At 43.2% G+C, this 17,721-nt stretch carries 20 protein-coding genes; 6 read left to right on the top strand and 14 right to left on the bottom strand.

The features are described 5' to 3' along the window. Positions 1–32: 32 nt before the first annotated feature. From B3143_RS11920 to B3143_RS11940, 5 genes are all read right to left on the bottom strand, one after another. A complete protein-coding gene (locus B3143_RS11920) occupies positions 33–329 on the bottom strand; it encodes a DUF3817 domain-containing protein (RefSeq protein ID WP_004787034.1) in 297 nt (98 codons plus the stop codon). A gap of 126 nt (positions 330–455) precedes the next feature. Then, positions 456–2,621, bottom strand: coding sequence for a YccS family putative transporter (yccS, locus tag B3143_RS11925; RefSeq protein ID WP_286740659.1), 2,166 nt, complete (start codon positions 2,619–2,621; stop codon positions 456–458). Between the two features lie 142 nt (positions 2,622–2,763). Then, positions 2,764–3,306, bottom strand: a complete 543-nt coding sequence (gene sodC, locus B3143_RS11930) for a superoxide dismutase [Cu-Zn] SodC (RefSeq protein ID WP_284879419.1) — start codon at positions 3,304–3,306, stop codon at positions 2,764–2,766. A 110-nt stretch (positions 3,307–3,416) separates the two neighbouring features. Continuing rightward, positions 3,417–4,565, bottom strand: coding sequence for an AI-2E family transporter (locus tag B3143_RS11935; protein ID WP_034169693.1), 1,149 nt, complete (start codon positions 4,563–4,565; stop codon positions 3,417–3,419). Positions 4,566–4,697: 132 nt separating this feature from the next. Then, positions 4,698–5,342, bottom strand: coding sequence for a ParA family protein (locus B3143_RS11940; protein WP_284879417.1), 645 nt, complete (start codon positions 5,340–5,342; stop codon positions 4,698–4,700). Positions 5,343–5,465: 123 nt separating this feature from the next. Between B3143_RS11940 and B3143_RS11945 the strand changes: the two genes are divergently transcribed. Together B3143_RS11945 and B3143_RS11950 are read left to right on the top strand one after the other, a co-directional pair. Further along, positions 5,466–5,933, top strand: coding sequence for a Holliday junction resolvase-like protein (locus B3143_RS11945; protein ID WP_004787020.1), 468 nt, complete (start codon positions 5,466–5,468; stop codon positions 5,931–5,933). Positions 5,934–5,959: 26 nt separating this feature from the next. Then, positions 5,960–6,544, top strand: coding sequence for a hypothetical protein (locus B3143_RS11950; protein WP_286740665.1), 585 nt, complete (start codon positions 5,960–5,962; stop codon positions 6,542–6,544). On the opposite strand, the gene B3143_RS11955 is transcribed toward B3143_RS11950, so the two are convergent. Continuing rightward, complete coding sequence (locus tag B3143_RS11955) at positions 6,541–7,167, bottom strand: class I SAM-dependent methyltransferase (protein ID WP_286740668.1); 627 nt, start codon at positions 7,165–7,167, stop codon at positions 6,541–6,543. The two genes, B3143_RS11950 and B3143_RS11955, sit on opposite strands and share 4 nt — an antisense overlap. A gap of 180 nt (positions 7,168–7,347) precedes the next feature. Between B3143_RS11955 and B3143_RS11960 the strand changes: the two genes are divergently transcribed. After that, a complete protein-coding gene (locus B3143_RS11960; protein WP_286740671.1) occupies positions 7,348–7,911 on the top strand; it encodes a hypothetical protein in 564 nt (187 codons plus the stop codon). A 223-nt stretch (positions 7,912–8,134) separates the two neighbouring features. Here the strand turns inward: B3143_RS11960 and B3143_RS11965 are convergent, their stop codons facing one another. Beyond that, positions 8,135–8,467 carry a HopJ type III effector protein gene (locus B3143_RS11965; RefSeq protein WP_286740673.1) on the bottom strand — a complete coding sequence of 111 codons (333 nt, stop codon included), beginning with the start codon at positions 8,465–8,467 and terminating at the stop codon, positions 8,135–8,137. A gap of 166 nt (positions 8,468–8,633) precedes the next feature. Here B3143_RS11965 and crcB point away from each other — a divergent pair, with 166 nt between their 5' ends. Then, on the top strand, positions 8,634–9,014 hold the full coding sequence (gene crcB, locus B3143_RS11970) for a fluoride efflux transporter CrcB (RefSeq protein WP_286740675.1): 381 nt from the start codon (positions 8,634–8,636) through the stop codon (positions 9,012–9,014). Positions 9,015–9,092: 78 nt separating this feature from the next. Here crcB and B3143_RS11975 read toward each other — a convergent pair whose 3' ends face one another. Together B3143_RS11975 and B3143_RS11980 are read right to left on the bottom strand one after the other, a co-directional pair. Beyond that, positions 9,093–9,344 (bottom strand): type B 50S ribosomal protein L31, encoded by a 252-nt coding sequence (locus tag B3143_RS11975; RefSeq protein ID WP_286740679.1) that lies wholly within the window; start codon positions 9,342–9,344, stop codon positions 9,093–9,095. A gap of 97 nt (positions 9,345–9,441) precedes the next feature. Further along, a complete protein-coding gene (locus B3143_RS11980) occupies positions 9,442–10,740 on the bottom strand; it encodes an ABC1 kinase family protein (RefSeq protein WP_262735928.1) in 1,299 nt (432 codons plus the stop codon). Positions 10,741–11,028: 288 nt separating this feature from the next. On the opposite strand from B3143_RS11980, the gene B3143_RS11985 reads away from it, so the two are divergent. Then, positions 11,029–11,235, top strand: a complete 207-nt coding sequence (locus tag B3143_RS11985; RefSeq protein WP_034169804.1) for a DUF1737 domain-containing protein — start codon at positions 11,029–11,031, stop codon at positions 11,233–11,235. Positions 11,236–11,265: 30 nt separating this feature from the next. Here the strand turns inward: B3143_RS11985 and B3143_RS11990 are convergent, their stop codons facing one another. Then, positions 11,266–12,624, bottom strand: a complete 1,359-nt coding sequence (locus B3143_RS11990; protein ID WP_286740683.1) for an MATE family efflux transporter — start codon at positions 12,622–12,624, stop codon at positions 11,266–11,268. Positions 12,625–12,664: 40 nt separating this feature from the next. Next, positions 12,665–13,123, bottom strand: a complete 459-nt coding sequence (locus tag B3143_RS11995) for a DMT family transporter (RefSeq protein ID WP_208461993.1) — start codon at positions 13,121–13,123, stop codon at positions 12,665–12,667. A gap of 126 nt (positions 13,124–13,249) precedes the next feature. On the opposite strand from B3143_RS11995, the gene hemW reads away from it, so the two are divergent. Continuing rightward, positions 13,250–14,404 carry a radical SAM family heme chaperone HemW gene (gene hemW / locus B3143_RS12000; RefSeq protein WP_286740685.1) on the top strand — a complete coding sequence of 385 codons (1,155 nt, stop codon included), beginning with the start codon at positions 13,250–13,252 and terminating at the stop codon, positions 14,402–14,404. 106 nt (positions 14,405–14,510) lie between these two features. Here hemW and B3143_RS12005 read toward each other — a convergent pair whose 3' ends face one another. The 3 genes from B3143_RS12005 to B3143_RS12015 form a co-directional block, all read right to left on the bottom strand. Continuing rightward, entirely contained in the window at positions 14,511–14,807 is a 297-nt protein-coding gene (locus B3143_RS12005; protein ID WP_286740687.1) for a hypothetical protein, read from the bottom strand. Between the two features lie 369 nt (positions 14,808–15,176). Continuing rightward, positions 15,177–15,386, bottom strand: coding sequence for a cold-shock protein (locus tag B3143_RS12010; protein WP_004786992.1), 210 nt, complete (start codon positions 15,384–15,386; stop codon positions 15,177–15,179). A 359-nt stretch (positions 15,387–15,745) separates the two neighbouring features. Continuing rightward, positions 15,746–17,569: an acyl-CoA dehydrogenase C-terminal domain-containing protein gene (locus B3143_RS12015; RefSeq protein WP_286740688.1), complete on the bottom strand. Its 1,824-nt coding sequence runs from the start codon at positions 17,567–17,569 to the stop codon at positions 15,746–15,748. Positions 17,570–17,721: the final 152 nt, after the last annotated feature.

The following is a 17,721-nucleotide window of genomic DNA, read 5'->3' on the forward strand; positions in this document are numbered from 1 at the left end:
ACTTTCGCAAGAGGTCCATTATAATCCAAAAGTTAAGCTTCAGCCGGCTGCTCCAATTTCTTTAATTTCATATCAAAGATAAATGGTCCAAAGGGCAGAATCGAAGCGATCAAGCCCAGAATAAACATACTCAGAGACCATTTCTGTTTTTCACAGACGGCAAATAACACCACAAGAAAAAGCACGAAAAGAACGCCGTGACCCATGCCGATATATTTCACCAGAATCGGGTTATCCATCATGTATTTAACCGGCATGGCAATAAATAACAGCAGCAGAAATGAAATACCTTCAAGCAATCCAACCAGACGTAAAGTTTTAATATTCACGCGCGCTCACTCTTCTATGTTCTATTCAATCAGGCTTGAGTGTACCCAATCTGCCGATTTAAGCAAAAGAAATTTATAGAATAAAATGAATTATTTTAGATACTTATATCCTAGTAATCTGCTTGGTTATTTGATTTCAACCGCCAGTAACTGCTGCCTTAAAGAGAGTAATTCAGGCAAGGTTTCCAGTAACAGACTGATCTGTTTAAGTACTAGCAGCAGGTGGGTGGAAATATGTTCCTGCTGACTCAGCTGCCGGATTTCTGACAATTGGCCTTGAATGTCCTGCTGCGGTACATTTTCAGGATTTGACAGGGCATTAGTTAAAGTCTGCTGACAGGCAGAAAGCAGTTGCAGAATCTGCGGATCAGATACTTGTTCACGATGGCTACCCAATGCGGAAATATAACTGAGCTGACTGTGACTATAAACCAGATAGCGAAACGCATTGCGAATCAGCACCGGATCGGGATTCGGTTCGGTACTCAGACTGGAAATCATATTGGAAAGGTCAATCTGGGCATTGTGGGCCAAACGACGTGCTGTCCGATAAGCAATGCTGTTATTTTTGCCATACTGATATTGCTCCAGAATAGCCAGTAAATAGTTCAGCGTCGCTTGGGAAGACTTTTTAATATTGCTGGAAATATTCCGGAAATTCCAGTCAGGCCAGATACAACTGACCGCCAGCCAGGCAATCAGACAACCAATCAGGGTATCGATAATGCGTGGCAGAATGACTGCATAGCCAGCGCCTTTCAGATTGAAAATCAGCAGTACCACCAAGGTTGCCATCAATGTGGCCATGGCATATTTCTTGGAACGCAAATAGAAAAAACCGACACCGAAAATCACAGTAAGCAGCAACTGGCCTTCAATACTTGATACAAAATACAGGATCGGGATGCCTAAAATGACGCCGAGTAATGTACCTAAAGTCCGCAGTTTTAAACGGCTTTTAGTGGCGAAATAACTGATCTGACACACAAATAAACTGGTCAGTAATATCCAGTAGCCATTTTTGGCAAAGGGCAATAGGGAAATGGCATAGCCAACTAGAAAGACCAAAGCGATCCGCACCGCATGACGAAACAGCGCCGATTGTGGTCCCAAATGGGGTTTTAATTTCAGCCAGAAATCCGCAGGTCCACGCAGATCATCATCAAACAGGCTGGAATCATCAAAATGCTTTGGATAATCCGGACGGTGAATGACTTGTCCATCCTGCAAATGTTGCAGCTGTTCATGCACACTCAGCAGATTACTCAGAATGAGCTGTAAGTTTTTTACCTCAATATTCTGTGGATGCTGGGCAATCCAGTCCTGCATGGAGGCTTCTAATGCTTTGAGTGCCAGCTGATGCTGTTCAGGAAGTTGATAGGTTTCATTACGCAGTACACAAGCAGCCAGCTGCTGACAGGCAAGTGCCTGCAAGTGAATATTTTTCTGAATACGGAAAATCAGATCGGTACGGCTAAAATGCTGGTGAATCTGCTCATAATGCAGATAGTTGGCAGTTGCCTGCTCATGAATATCCTGAGTCAGAAAATAAAGGTTCAGCCAGTAAATGGTCTTATGATTCGGACGCGAGGCTTTGAGTCGGGTCAGTAAAGAATCTTTGGTACGGTTAAAGCTTTCAATCACTTGAGTATTTTTTAAAGAAAGTTCGTAGAGCAATGGCTCGACATTATTCTGATTATCGGGATCAAATAATTTGGCTTTAGTCGATAGCAGCTCCGCCATCTGTTGCAGATTGATGGATAAATTTTCCTGAACCTGCAAGGTGGGGCGAATCAGGTAAAACAGAATAGAAGTCAGGCCATACCACAGCACCCCAACTATAAAATACAGCGGCTGCTCATACCAGTGTCCATATTCTCCCAAGCCAAACATGGTGTAAATGGACAGCAATACAGTGCCAAAAGAAATAGTGGCATAACGCTGTCCCAAAGCCCCCATCAAGATAAATACGGCACTAGAAAGTGATAGCCAGAGTGCAAACCAGATTTTATAGGGATGCAGAAATTCCAGCATGCTACTAACTGCAAAAAACAGCAGCATGACCAGCCCCAGATTGCGCAGCCTTAAACTTAAACGGTCATCAAAATCGGTCAGGGCAGTGGCAATTGCTCCTAAAGTGACCGGAACAATCAAGGTCTCATAGCCGAGAAGTTTTAGACCAAAAGTCGTCCCTGAAAGCACAATAAACATCTGCAAACAGTAAGTCATCAAGGCACTGGACTGAAAAGGCAACAGGGCTTTTTTAAGTATGTGATGAAGAGGATGCAACATGGAATCTGAGCTATTCACAAGAATATGATCCGTGGTATTTGACTGCCGGTTTTAAATGCAATTTAAGCGCCAATTTCAGAAGAAATGTCTACTAAAAAACGGGCAAGAAGCCCGTTTTTGAATGCTAATCATCTGTAATAAATCAGATCACACCACAGGCAATACGTTCACCGCCACCGCCCAATGGTAATGGGTTGTCAGAATAATTGTCGCCACCGGCATGTACCATAATCGCACGACCCTGAACATCAGCCAGTTTCAGACGTGGCGCAAGCAGGGTGACACGTGCAGTTCCATCTGTATTAACTTTCAATGCGGGTAAATCACCGAGATGACCGGTTGTTGGTGTACCGTGATGTGGAGCCTGATTTGGATTGTAATGGCTACCTGCAGCCAGTGCTGCGCCCATCTTGCCGTCTTTCATGGCAGGTGCACATGAACCATTTTCATGAATGTGGAAACCACGCTCACCCGCAGGAAGCTGTTTCAGATTAGTACGAATCACCAAGCCAGTCGGGCTGTCACTCAATAATACGGTACCAATCGATTCACCGACGCCCTGTGCAGAAACTGCATTCAGGGTCACGGTTTTAACATTTTCAGTCGAAGTAGAGGTTGAAGCGCAACCGGTAAAAAGTGCGGCACTGACTGCGCACAAAGCTGTAAGTTTAAATAATGAAGACATAATTATCACACCTTGATCTTTATTCTGCTTTTCGGAATCTATTGAAACAGAGCAAGGCCAAAAGCACTATAGAAAATCAGTACTTAAATGTTTTAATTTGTTTAACCCAGTCAGTCTTGTGATTTCGGTGCCTTGTTACGGCGCAGACGGAATTTTTTCTTCGGTTCAACCTCATGCGCCATAGTGGCTTTAGGCATCATCAAAGGTTCGTTCAGGTTGCTTTCATGCAGCCATTCACGCCAGATGGCCAGTAGTACGGCCAGAATCACCGGTCCAATAAAGACACCAACCAGACCAAAGCTGGCAATACCACCCAAAACACCAAACATAATCAGCAGGAATGGAATCTGTGTTGCACCCGAAATGACCAGTGGACGAATCACGTTGTCCGCTGTACTCACAATACAGACACCCCAGACCATGACGCCAACGGCTTCAATGGTTTGTCCTTGCGAGAACAGCCATAGCGAAACTGCACCATAAGCAACGGGAGGGCCAAAAGGAATTAAGGCAAAGATAAAGGTGATAATGGTCAGTACCATCGGGTTCGGTACACCAGCCACGAAATAGCTGATACCTGCCAGCAAAGACTGGGCAATTGCTGTTAAGCCTACCCCATAGACCACCGCACGTGTGGTATCTGAAATTGTCGCCAGATAATGGTGAATACGTGGACCGACTACCATCTCAAAGGCTTTACGCACCTGATTCAGAATGGTATGACCATCACGGTAGAAGAAGAATAACGACAGTACGGCAAAACACAGCTTGAAGACATTTTTACTGATTTCATTCAGTACAACTTTACCGTAATTCAGATGACCCTGAATCCAGACGGAAATGGTCTGTGCAATACTGTTTGGATCGGCATTTATCTCATTCAGGGTACGGGTAATTTCCTTACCTACAAGTGGCAGGCCACGAATAAAATCTGGAACGCTAAGATGACCTGAGAATACCTGTTTTTGCAATTCAAAATACAGGTTCCGACCTTCGTGCTGCAGCATAAAAATGGCAAAAATAAAAGGTAGACCAAACACCAGAATCACACCCAGAATCATAATAGTCGCACTCAGCGTCGGCCGATTGCCACTCATTCTTAAGATCGACTGATACAGTGGCCAGGTCATGTACGCAATAATGGCTGCCCAAACTACAGGAATGATGAAATACTTGAGTATGTGAAAACTCAAAAAAATCAGAATGAAAAACAGTCCAAATAATAAGACTTTTTGTAGTGTGGGCGCGTATTGTTGCACTGAATTTAGAAGCTCATTTTTTTAGGTCATGTCAGGCATATTATCTGAAAAAAAAGCGATCGAAAACGATAGTACAGGAAGTAGTACGATTATTTTCCTAAGAATAAAAAGAAGAGGCTAAAAATAACAGAACTAGAACCATTGGCTTGGATCGTCAATAATGGCATTCAATAAAGGTTGCCATTGATCCTGTAATTCCCGGTACATCTTCTGCTGTTTGTCAAAAATAGACAGGCCTTGCATGGCCAGCCGGCTATAGGGTGCACGTTCAGAAATCCAGGCAACCGGTTGCTGATCAATTTTATTGAAAAACTGCTGAATGTCCTGATTGCTGGCTGCATTAGGTTTGGTGCGGTTGGCGAGGAGCAGAATTTCAACCTTGCCTTTACGGATGCGTTTAATGTCCTGCAAATGCTTGAGAAAACGGCGCGTAGAATCAATATCAAAAAATGAAGGCTGCAGGGGGGTAATGATGGCATCTGCTTCACTGATTAACTGCTCGGCATGATCTTCATTCAGCGCTCCGGGTGCATCGATGATCAGATATTCCAAGTTTTTAGGCGCATCCCCAATCGATTTGGCATTTCGCCAGTCCAGACTCTGAATCGGCGCGGCATCTTTTGGGCGATGTTTCAACCATTGCAAGGTCGATTTCTGGCTGTCCGCATCAGCCAGAGCAACTTTATAACCCTTTTGTGCCAGGGCAGCTGCCAAGCTAATTGCAGTAATGGTTTTACCACAGCCACCTTTCTGATTTGCAACTAAAATAGTTTTCATGACCCGGGATGATTTAATTCTGCTCCCGCCTAGCATATCATTCTTTGCAGGCTTACTGGATGGCAGACCCTTTCAACTTCAGTCGAAGGTAGGTAGCAAAATAAAGCAGATTAGGAAGATTGAATGTCCATTGGAATGGCTATGTTGATTGGTGCCTGTATTGGAGTGGTTTTAACTACCCTGATTCTGGGCCAGACGCGAAATGGTCGAATTAAAGCAGAATATGAACAATATATTGCCGAGCTGGAGCTGGAACATCAGCAAGCTTTAGTTGCTGCACAAAAACGCAGTGTGAATACCAGTCGTGCGGTACTCAAAGGCAAAATGGCCGAGCAGTTGGCACCGATCATGCCAGAGTTTCAATATCTGCCTAGTGATGCCAAATTTTTAGGTGATCCGGTGGATTATGTGGTCTTTGATGGTTATACCGATTTTCGTGATGGTGAAGGGCTGGCTGAAGATATTGAAGTGGTGTTGATTGATATTAAAAGTGGGGGTGCACGTCTGACCAAAGGCCAGATGGCAATTGCTCAAGCCATTCAGGAAGGGCGGGTACGTTTTGAAACCATCCGGATTGATTTTGAAGACTGAAGGACAGCAAGCTTCAACTCTACACTATGGATAAACTGATTATTGTCGCAGCACTGTTTGCGCTTGGACTATGGATCTGGTCGGAATACTTTAGGGCGATTCCGAATCTGGAGCAGGCCGGAGTACTCAAAAATTTTCAGGTAGAATCGATTGAGCCGCATCAGGCTGAATATCGCGTACTGGCTAAACAGTATTATGGGCCTGAGCGGCGTACCATTCATCCAGCCAGTCCAGTGGTGGGAAGCTTTAATGATCTGGCCTATGTCAGCAATATTGATCTGTTACTGGCCGCACCGAAAGTATCCAGTACTGTATTTAAACCATTCAAGCTTGAGCAGGACAGGCGTTGTTTCAATATGACCGCTACAGACGCACAGGCCAATCCTGCGAACATTCAACCTCATTTGCTGAACCTGAGTGTGATTGCCGCCAGCGAAGTTGTTGCCAATAAGGTTCGCCGTTTAAAAGCAGATCAGCGGATCTGGCTGCAAGGGGACTGGGTACAGGTCAAATCAGCGACCAGCCAGCAAGAATTTCAGGTTGGAATAGGCAATCCAAGATCAGCCCAATGCCGTCTGTTTAGAATAACTGATTTAAAAGTGCTGGATTAAAGCGGTTTATGTACTCGTGCCAGCAGCATACGCTGACCAATCTTTGGAATACCTTCGGCATCGATATAATGAACTTCATCCAGTTCAAACCCAGCCTCTAAAAGAGCGGTTTCAATATTCCTGTTGAGATGACAGCCATCTGCCACTTTCTTCTGAATCGGGGTGAGTAAATGCTGCAAGCGCTGAATGTTGAGATGCTCTCGGTTTAATACATGCTCAACCAGATGAAAATGGCCGCCTGGCTTCAGAACCCGGTAAATTTCATGCAGACTTTGATGCAGATCCGGAATACTGCATAAGGTCCAGGTTGATACGATATTTTCCAGACTATTTTCTGCAAAAGGCAGGACTTCTGCGCTCGCCTGAATCTGTTCGACTGCAAAAGGGCTTTGACTGATGCGCTGCTCAGCCAGTTTAAAAATGTCCGGGTTAGGTTCCAGCGCATAGACTTTATCTACGGCCTGATAAAAAGGCAGATTCAGTCCTGTACCGAAGCCAATTTCCAGAACTTCACCTGTAATAGGCAATAATAATTCGCGGCGTAAATCCATCAGGGATGGGGTCTGCATAACCTGATTCAGCAGATGCGGAAAAATATGTTGTTGATAGAATTTATACAGCATGGTCGCATTCAAATGATTCTTAGACAGGCTTAGATTAACCGAAAATAATGGGATTAGCTAAAGCTCTCCGCTCACCAAAATTGATCAACTTGTTACTAATTTCAACTATTTATTCATTAAAAAAATCGTACTATCAAGCAAGATATTCTTGAAAAGATTTGATGGAATAAAGACAGAATTATGTTCAAACATCTTCGATACTATGCTTTGGCGGCCAGTCTTTTACTACCGCTTTATGGTCACACTTCTGTAGACCATAATGTTGCCAAAGGACTGCCACCGATGGCCAAAGACCAATCCATTTCAGTCTTGCAGCCGTTTAAAGGTGATTTCCGTATTTTGGGATCAAAAATTTATACCGACGACGAGCAGGCTAAGTTCTCTCCGATCGATTATGCGGTGAGTTGGGGGCTGTTTGCACAACCTGAAATTGCCCGGCACATTACAGTCAATCAGTATGACCGTTATCTGAACTGGAAAATGGATCGCGTGCCAGTGCCCATTGAACAGGCCAAACAGATGGTATCCAATATGCACATCATTCCTGCCAATCCACAAATTGCCAAAGCAATTAAACAGGTAAAACGTGGTGATCTGGTGCGTTTACAAGGTGAGCTGGTGGAAGTGCGTGATAAAGATCTCGTCTGGAAATCTTCCTTAACCCCAACCGATACCGGTGATGGTGCTTGTGAGGTGTTCCGGGTTAGCTCAATCAAGTGGATTGAGAAAGTGGGTAAAGGTTAAAACTGGAAAACTTAGAGCTTTCTGAAAGGGGCGTTTGGAGTGCTTCTAAGTGGCTTGGCTTTCTTGATATTTAATTTATTTTAAGCCTCATAGTTTTTCATTTTTTAAATGAGCTACTTCTTCCAAAAAATAATTTTAATCTTAAATAAGAATGTCATCTTGTTTTGTTAGTTTGATATAAAAAACCGCCAGAAATAGGCGGTTTTTTATTTTAAAGACAGGCTTATTTGGCAGCCAGTGCCTCACCTTCAAAGGCAATGCCATCCCAGCCATTTTGCATGAACTGGCGGATATTCTGGTGATCCGTTGATTCTGGTGTTGCTAATACAGCCGAATAGTGTTCGGCAAACAGGCTCAAGGTTTGTGCCTGATCTAGGCCATTCAATTTGGCAAATGAAAATACTTTGGCACTGCCTTGGTTTTCAGTGGCAGCATTGGCCTGTTGACCATTTTTAAAAGCAGTGGGTGTATGAGCATAGCGCGCATCGATATATGCAATCACATCTGCAAATTTAGCTTCGCCCGCAGCCAATTGAGCCAGTAATTCCTGAGCCATGTGGATTTCCTCTAGACTTAAATCAATTTGAATGGCGTCGAATATACCAATTTTTTGGCAAAGATCCATGTTCATTCTGCAATTTTAGGTGCATGATGTTATTCATTATTCTCGTCCCACATGGCGGCTGACGAAAGATTTAAGATCGAATAAAGACGGAGTAGACATGAACTGGCTTTTGGTGGCAATGGGCGGCGCGATTGGGGCAACACTGCGTTATGGAACAGGAATGTTGATTGCCAAGCCACAGATGCTATTTCCGTGGCCGACCTGGTGGATCAATATTATAGGTTGCCTGTGTGCCGGGATTTTCTTTGCCTTTAGCCAGAAATACAGTTTCCTGCAAAGTGAAGCGCGGCTATTTTTGATGGTAGGCATCCTGGGTGGCTTTACGACTTTTTCCAGTTTTGGTCTAGAAACTTTTCAGCTGCTTAAGCAGGGTGCAGTCACGATTGCCCTAAGTTATGTGATCTCTAGTGTGATTGTTGGAGTATTTATGCTGGGTGTGGGCTTCTATTTAACCCAGCTGGCTTTAGCGCAGGCATAAAAAAGTCAGGAAATTGGAGGTAATTTCCTGACATAAACCACGATTTAAATTGAGAGAAAAAAATCGGAGGTTTTAAGTTTAACCACGTTTAAAACGGGAAAAACGTTTGTTAAAGCTCGCTACGCGACCTTCATTACTGGTTTGACGTTGCTCACCGGTATAAAACGGATGTGAAGCACTCGAAATATCCAGGGTGACATAAGGATAGGTCTTACCTTCATATTCCTTGGTCTGGCTAGAAGTCATGGTGCTGCCAATCACGAAGTAGGCATCAGCATTAGTGTCATGAAATAAAACTTCTCGATATTCGGGATGAATGTCTGGACGCATCGTAATATTCCTCTTGTAATTTAAGAGTAATGTTATAATGTAACATTTGATATTTCAAGTGAAGTAGGGTTACAGCTTGTAAGCTTATTACTGTAACCTAACTGCGACTTGGCACAATTTCCTCAAATACATCACTCAAATTATCATGTACTTTCAAATGAATCAGGTTCCAGTATTGTCCGGAAATAGTACGGTTTACCATCAGGGTATCTGGCGAAGGTTTGAATACATCCCAATATTTCAGAGAAGGTTTGAGCAATTCCATTCCATCATGATGTGCTGAGTTTTCAGCAAAATCATAATTGGTAGTTAAAGGACGCATCAGTACTTCTAGCCATTGCTCATACAGATCGGCCGGGAATTTTCCGGTCTCTGTCAGGGTATGCAGGGCATCTAGTTGCTGTTCAATGGTCGAAATATCCTTGTCACGAGCTGCATGGATCAATTCCTTGAAATGACTAATGATCTCGGTAGAAAGGGTTTTAACACCGCCGTAATCGTAAATAATCACCGAGCCATCTTCACGGAAGGCGAAATTCCCTGGATGCGGATCACAGTGGAAACGTTTCAGATAGAAAATTTCCTGACCAATCGCACGGAATAAACGACGGCCTAGGGCATTACGGGTTTCTAGCGGCCATTGGCTGGCCGTTTCCATACTTTCGCCCTGTTCCAGGCTTAGGGTTAGAATATGACGGGAAGAGTATTCGCTAAATACTTTCGGAATCACAATTTGATGATCGAGCGATTCATGAAAGGCACGCGCCACTTCCAGATTCTGAGCCTCAATTTCATAATTGAGTTCATTGTCCAGACTATGCTGGATTTCCTTGAATAGCTGATCCTGCAACTTGCGGTCAATTTTCAGTACACCCATCAAACGCAAGGCTAGGCGAACCTGTTTCAGGTCACTTTCACAGGCTTCTTCCACTCCCGGATATTGCACCTTGACCACAACCTGCTGGCCATCCGGTAGAGTTGCTTTATGCACCTGTCCAATCGAGGCTGCGGCAAAAGGCTGCTCATCAAACTGCTGGAATAGATCCTGCAAAGACTTGCCCAATTCTTTTTCGACCTGTGATTGAATCTCTTTAAATGGCATCGGTGGAGCCTGACGCTGCAATTTGGAAATGGCTCGAGCAACTTCAGGCGGAAAAATATCTTTATATTGCGAGGCAATCTGGCCGACTTTCATCACCGCACCTTTCATTTCCCCCAAGGTATCAGCAATCTGTACTCCAATATCCTGAAATAATTTACTGCGTGCAGCATTTTTCTGCTCTTCATCCGCAGTTAAATTTTTAATCGAATTGGATAGAGTTTTACTTGCAATACTTGCGGTCATTCCAGCCAATTTCATAAATCGGCGACCAGGCGTTCGAGCCGTTTTTGCCATGCGAGATTCCTCAAAATCACCATTTTTATGGGTGTATTTGATCATAGGTGACAAACTATAAATTGCCTATATTTAATTGTAGATGTTATGTTGCAAAGATTCTCAAAGTGTTCATATTTGCTTGATATTGTTCACTTGATTTATGCAATTTTTAAACCATTTTGTCGTCTGTACGGCAGTTTTTGAATCAATTATTTAATTATTCTGAAGAGAGCAAAGCACGATTTTTAAGTTCCTTTCCATGATGAAAGGCTTAAAATAATGGCACCTCAAGATCAAGAAATTTCAATGAAAGTCTATCGATATTTTACTGGCAAAGATGATGTGAATTTTTGTGCCCGTGTGACCAAGGCACTCAATGAAGGCTATGAACTTTATGGTGCACCGACCATGACCTTTAATGGAACAGATGTCATTGTCGGGCAAGTGGTGATTAAGGAAGTGTCAGATGAGTCCGAGATTCCACAGGGATTAAAAGATGCATTAAATCAGTAATTCAATGCATCTTTTTAAATAATAAGAGGATTAGGCACGCTGGCTTAAACGTTTGTTATTGCCATAAAGCCGTGCCAGCAATAAAACACAGGCCACGCTCAGACCGACAATCAGACCGACCCAGACGCCTGCCGCCCCCATATCTCCAAAACGGGACAAATAAACCCCCACCGGGAAGGCAATCACCCAATAGGCAATCATGGTGATCCACATGGGGCCTTTGGTATCCTGCATACCGCGTAAGCAGCCTGCAGCACTGATCTGCCAGGCATCCATCAGCTGATAGGCCACTGCAAAGAGCACCAGATAAAGCGCGATTTGGGTCACCATCGGGTCAGAGGTATAAAGTGCTACGATTTCACTACGGAACACCCAAAGCATCAGCATGATCAGCAGAGCTAGAATCGTCGCGGTCATCAGACCTAAACCTTGTACTCTACGCATGGCATCCCAGTTCTGTTCACCATAGTAAGTTCCCACCCGAATGGTCAGCGCAATGGCCAGAGACATCGGAATCATGAATAATTGTGAGGTAACGGAAATAGCAATCTGGTGAGCGGCCACAATGGTTTCACCTAATGGACTCAAGACAATCGCTGCGGTACTAAAAATACTCACTTCAAAGAAAATTGCCAGTCCGATCGGAAAGCCCAGCTTTAAAATCCGTTTCAGCCAATAGCCGTTCAGCTTTTCCCAGTGACTAAATGGCTGACTGCTTTGATAGACCCGATTTTTAAAAATATACAGTGCCAGACTCATTAACATGAGCCATTGCAGAATTGCTGTAGCAAAACCACAACCGGCACTGCCCAGTGCCGGAATAGGGCCAATTCCATACATAAAAATGAAGTTTAATGGAATCAGAAGCAGTAGCGCCATGAGGCTAATGGCAGTGACCGGACGCGGGTAACCAATGGCCTCAGAATAGCCGCGTAAAGCCGCATACATAGTCACAGCAGGCATACCAAAACCGATCGCATGCAGGAACAGGCCAGCTTTAGGTTGCAGGCTTTCTGGGACACCTAGTAAAGGTAAAGTGAGGGGCAAAACTTGCAACACCAGACCCGCAATTACCCCAAGGATGAATGCAACCCATAATGATTGCCGCGCAATTGTGGCAATTCTTTCAGGTGTACGTGCGCCTTTAGCTTCCGCTACCAAAGGTGTAGTGGCGATCATGATGCCACTGAAGAGTAGCATGACTGGAATCCATAGCCCGACACCAACTGCAATCGCTGCCAGATCAGTCGGTGAGAGACGTCCGGCCATAATCGTATCAATCAGGCCCAAACCCGCCTGGGAGAATTGTGTGACCAGAATGGGCAACATCAGATGAAACAGCTGTTTTAATTCATAACGACAGGTTGTGGCTGTCAAAACATTCGACACAAAAATTACTCATTAGTGATCATGTGCTTAGAGATAAGGTTTAGCGTTGTAAAGTGAGAAGCACACCAATAAAAATCACCACGCCACCTAAAAGACGTTGCCAGTTCACCGGCATTTTTTCATTGCCCAGCAGACCAAACTGATCGACGATCATGGACATCACCATCTGACCAAAAATAATCATTCCAGTCAGTGTCAGGAAGCCCATTTTAGGTGCAGCATAAATGCTCATGCTGATCGCATAAACACCTAAAAATCCACCTAACCAGAGATACCAGGGAACTGCCATCAGCTCCTGTAAGCCTGGTTTGGGATGTGACTGAAACAGCACGATGCCGGCAAGTACTATTGTACCAATCAAAAAGGAAAAAAATGCAGCTTGAATAGGAGAATATAAATATTCTTTTAATTGGGTATTAATAGCCGTCTGTAAGGTCAGCAAGACCCCGATTGCAAAGACCAAAGGCAATAAAATAAGGAGCTGGGAGGGTATTTTCATAATTTTAACTATCTAATTCTATTTAAATTTTTAGGCATTAGGCGATGGCGATTTTAATTTTAGCAGTGTTGTTGCCGAGTCATGTTAAAATTACGCTAGATCTTGTAGTTGTTTTTGAGTAGTTCTTTGGCTGAATTGAATCCTGCACTTATTCCCTTATCCCTGTATATCCATATGCCGTGGTGTGTACGTAAATGTCCGTATTGTGACTTTAATTCGCATGCCGTACCTGATGGAAAACTCTCTTTGGACCTGGAACGGGAATATCTGCATGCGCTGGTAGAGGACTTTAAAACTCAGGTTGATTTTGCCCAAGGCCGTTCGATTCATAGTGTATTTATCGGTGGGGGAACGCCGTCACTGATCTCTGCTGCAGGTTATCAGTGGTTATTTACAGAACTAAAAGTACTGATTCCTTTTGAAGAGAATTGTGAAATCACACTGGAAGCCAATCCAGGTACAGTGGAACATGATCCATTTGCTGGCTATTTAGCAGCTGGTATTAATCGTCTTTCGATAGGCGTGCAAAGTTTTAATACCGAGCATCTGAAAAAGCTGGGCCGAATTCATAGCAATGAAGATGCGATCTCGGCGATTGGCCTAGCGCGTGACGCAGGATTTCAGCGGATTAATGTCGACTTGATGCATGGCTTGCCTGAACAGACACTGGAGCAGGCACTTAATGATCTGAAACTGGCGGTCGAGAATGGTGCTACGCATATTTCCTGGTATCAGTTAACCATTGAGCCAAATACCGTATTTTTCCGTACTCAGCCGATTTTACCGGTCGATGAAGTACTAGAAGAGATTCAGGAACAGGGCGAGGCTTATTTAAAAGCCAATGGCTTTATCAATTATGAAGTCTCTGCTTGGCGTAAAGAATTACCCTCGGCACATAATCTGAATTACTGGCAACTTGGTGATTATCTGGCCATTGGAGCAGGGGCGCATGGCAAAGTGACTCAACCGGATGGTGTTTACCGTTTCCAGAAAACCCGTTTGCCTAAAGACTATTTAGGCAAAGTGCCAGCCGAACATTTGCAGTTTAAGCGCATCGAAGCGGCAGATATGCCGTTTGAATTTATGATGAATGCCTTACGTTTAAATGATGGTGTGGAAGCGAAGCTTTATCTTGAGCGAACAGGCTATAGTCTGGATACACTGGATGAATTGCTGACTTCATTGCGCCAACGTCAATTAATGGTAGAAGATACAGAACGTCTGGCATGTACTGAGCAAGGTCACATCTTTTTAAACTCTGTGCTGGAAGAGTTTCTTTAATTGCCTAATCTATCCGAATAATTAATCCAGTTTAAAAAGAAAAAGCCCGATGAGTTACATCGGGCTTTTTCTTCTCTCTCTCCACTATGCATTTAAGCCATTCGGATTAACGATACTTAGGCGGTAACTTGTGATGCGGGCCATTGTGATGATTTTTGTTGAAGAAGCCTTTATGATCTTTCTTGCCAAACTTATCATGACGATCATGCTGGTTAAAATGCGCTTTAGGAGGTGCTTTATGGAAGCCAGCTTTATGCGGCATTGGTTTCTTATCAAAATGATGCGCTGCTAGCGTTGGATGACGATGGCCCGGTCCAGGAGCGGCCATTGCTGACATGGTAGCTGTTGTTGCGATCAAGCCAATCATTAAAGAAGAAACTAATTTTTTCGTGATCATACTCATATTTATTCAATGAGTTCATCATAGGAGTCAGCGATGTAGGGGAGATGGAGCCATAGACAACACTTTTGTAAATTTCAGAATTTCTTTCAATTTTGTATTTAAGTAATTAATAAATAATAAATTTTATTAAAAATTCTGTATTTTTATGGGCAATTTTTGATTTTAAAATCATCAAAATTCTTCTCCGTTTCTTCATGTTTTAACGTGAGTGAAATCAGATGAAGAAATTTAGGACAAGATGATGAATGAAAAGCGAATATAATATTTAATTATCTTTTAAATTTAATTAATTGATCTGGAAACTAAAATTAGTCAATTTAAGTTACAAAAAAAGCACTCTAATGAGTGCTTTTTTTCATCTTCGCAATATTAGATTGCAGTGATGTTAGTCGCTGTAGGACCTTTTTGGCCTTGAGCTACGCTGAAAGAAACCTTTTGGCCTTCAGCTAAAGTTTTGAAACCTGAACCTTGGATTTCGCTGAAGTGAGCGAAAACGTCTGGACCATTGTCTTGTTGAATGAAGCCAAAACCTTTAGTTTCGTTGAACCACTTTACTGTACCGGTAACTGTGTTAGACATAATATAACCTATTGAATCTTATGGATTTATAGTCAAAATTTCAGATGACTAGCTGTAACTTTGAAAAATAAAAAGGATGGAGCTTATTGATCTTTAAAACGAAGGTTTATGACTAAAACTGCGATACTTAAAAGAAGACTAACCAAAACAAGAATTTTTCTAGTTATCGCCATCATACCCTGTATTTATAGATATTCAAGTAAATTATATGGATTATTTAATAGACGTCTGAAAATTATAGATATAAATTTGTGTAGTTTGTGTACGCAGCAGATTTTTCTTTGTATCCAGTCATCATTTTGACATATGAAAAAGAGCGCCGTAGCGCTCTTTTTAAAGCTAAAACCTAAACTTTTGACTTAGTAATCAAAACTGAAGTGTTCTGCTGCCAGTGAAGTCATGGTTTTGGATGGATTCACCATTGCTTCAGCATGGCCTTGGGCACGTGGCAATAAACGCTCAAAGTAGAAATCAGCAGTTTTAATTTTCGCTTTGTAGAACTCTGGAACTTCTGCACCATCACCAGCAACCAGTTTCGCTGAAGCCACTGCAGCTTGTTGTGCCCAGAAGTAAGCCATCATTACATAGCCTGAGAACATCAGGAAGTCCACAGAAGCAGAGGATACGATGTCACGGTCTTTACGTGCTGCCAGCATGATACGTACAGTTAACGCATTCCACTGTGCACATAGCTTGGTCAGGTCCCAAGCAAAACGGCGCATGTATTTATTGCGTGCATGCTGTCCACAGAATTTCAGAATTTCAGCGGTGTAATCACGAATCACTTTACCTTTAGAGGTTAACAGGACCTTACGACCAATCAGGTCAAGTGCCTGAACGCCAGTCGTTCCTTCGTACAGGGTAGAGATACGTGAGTCACGAACGATTTGCTCCATGCCCCATTCTTTGATGTAACCATGACCACCAAATACTTGCATACCGTGGTTCGCTGCTTCATAACCCATTTCAGTCAGGAAGCCTTTCAGAATAGGGGTATAGAAACCTAAGTGATCATCCTGCTGTTCAAATTCAGCAGTATCACCACGCAGCAGGGCATCATTCATGTTATCTGCGATTTTTGCTGCATGATAGATCATGGCACGACCACCTTCAGCAATCGCTTTCTGGGTCAACAGCATACGGCGCACATCGGCATGGTGGATGATCGCATCCGCCACTTTTTCCGGATCTTTTTTACCAGACAGGGCACGCATCGACATACGTTCTTTGGCATATGGCAATGCACCCTGGAACGATAATTCTGCATGACAGATACCTTGAATTGCGGTACCAATACGCGCGGTATTCATGAAGGTAAACATAGCATGCAAGCCTTTGTTTGGCTCGCCAATTAAATAACCCACTGCATTATCAAAGTTCAGTACAGCGGTTGCAGAGGCACGGATCCCCATCTTGTGTTCAATCGAACCACAGTTCACGGCATTACGTTCACCGATGCCACCATCTTCAGTGGCAATGAATTTCGGTACGATAAACAGGGAAATGCCTTTGGTGCCTTGTGGTGCATCTGGAAGACGTGCCAAAACGATGTGTACGATGTTTTCAGTTAAATCGTGTTCACCCGCAGAAATGAAGATTTTAGTACCAGAAATCGCATAAGTACCATCAGCTTGTGGTTCTGCTTTAGTTTTTACCTGACCCAGATCGGTACCGCATTGTGGCTCAGTCAGGCACATGGTTCCTGACCAGGTACCTGCAACCAGATGCGGTAAATAGGTATTTTTCTGTTCATCAGTACCATACTGGATGATGGTATTGATACAGCCCACGCTCAAACCTGGATACATCTGGAAAGACCAGTTTGCCGTACCCATCATTTCTGATTTGATCAGGTTTAAAGACATCGGCAGATTTTGACCGCCAAATTCTTCAGGATAAGACAGACCTTGCCAGCCACCTTGCACGAACTGATCATAAGTTTCCTTGAAGCCTTTCGGTGTGCGTACTTCGCCATTTTCAAAGTGACAGCCTTCTGCATCGCCAGTCTGGTTCAGCGGAGAAAGTACATTTTCACAGAAATCTGCCGCACCTTCTAGGATCATGTCTACCGTATCTGCATCGGCATATTCGCCATTTGACAGTTCTTGGTAATGTGCAGGGTAATCAAGCACTTCATTCATTAAGAAACGAATATCACGTAAAGGAGCTTTATATGCTGGCATGCGTTTAATCCTGATTAAAATAGTTTTGGATTATCTGTATCGATTCTATGATTATTCACATTGGGGATAAAAAAACATTGATAAAGACAACAAATAAAAATGTCAGAAAAGCGAATCGAGAAGATCAGACAAGTTTAAAGATTAAATAAAGG

Origin of the sequence: Acinetobacter sp. UBA1496, from assembly GCF_002324975.1 — a bacterium.
Classification (GTDB): Bacteria; Pseudomonadota; Gammaproteobacteria; order Pseudomonadales; family Moraxellaceae; genus Acinetobacter; species Acinetobacter variabilis.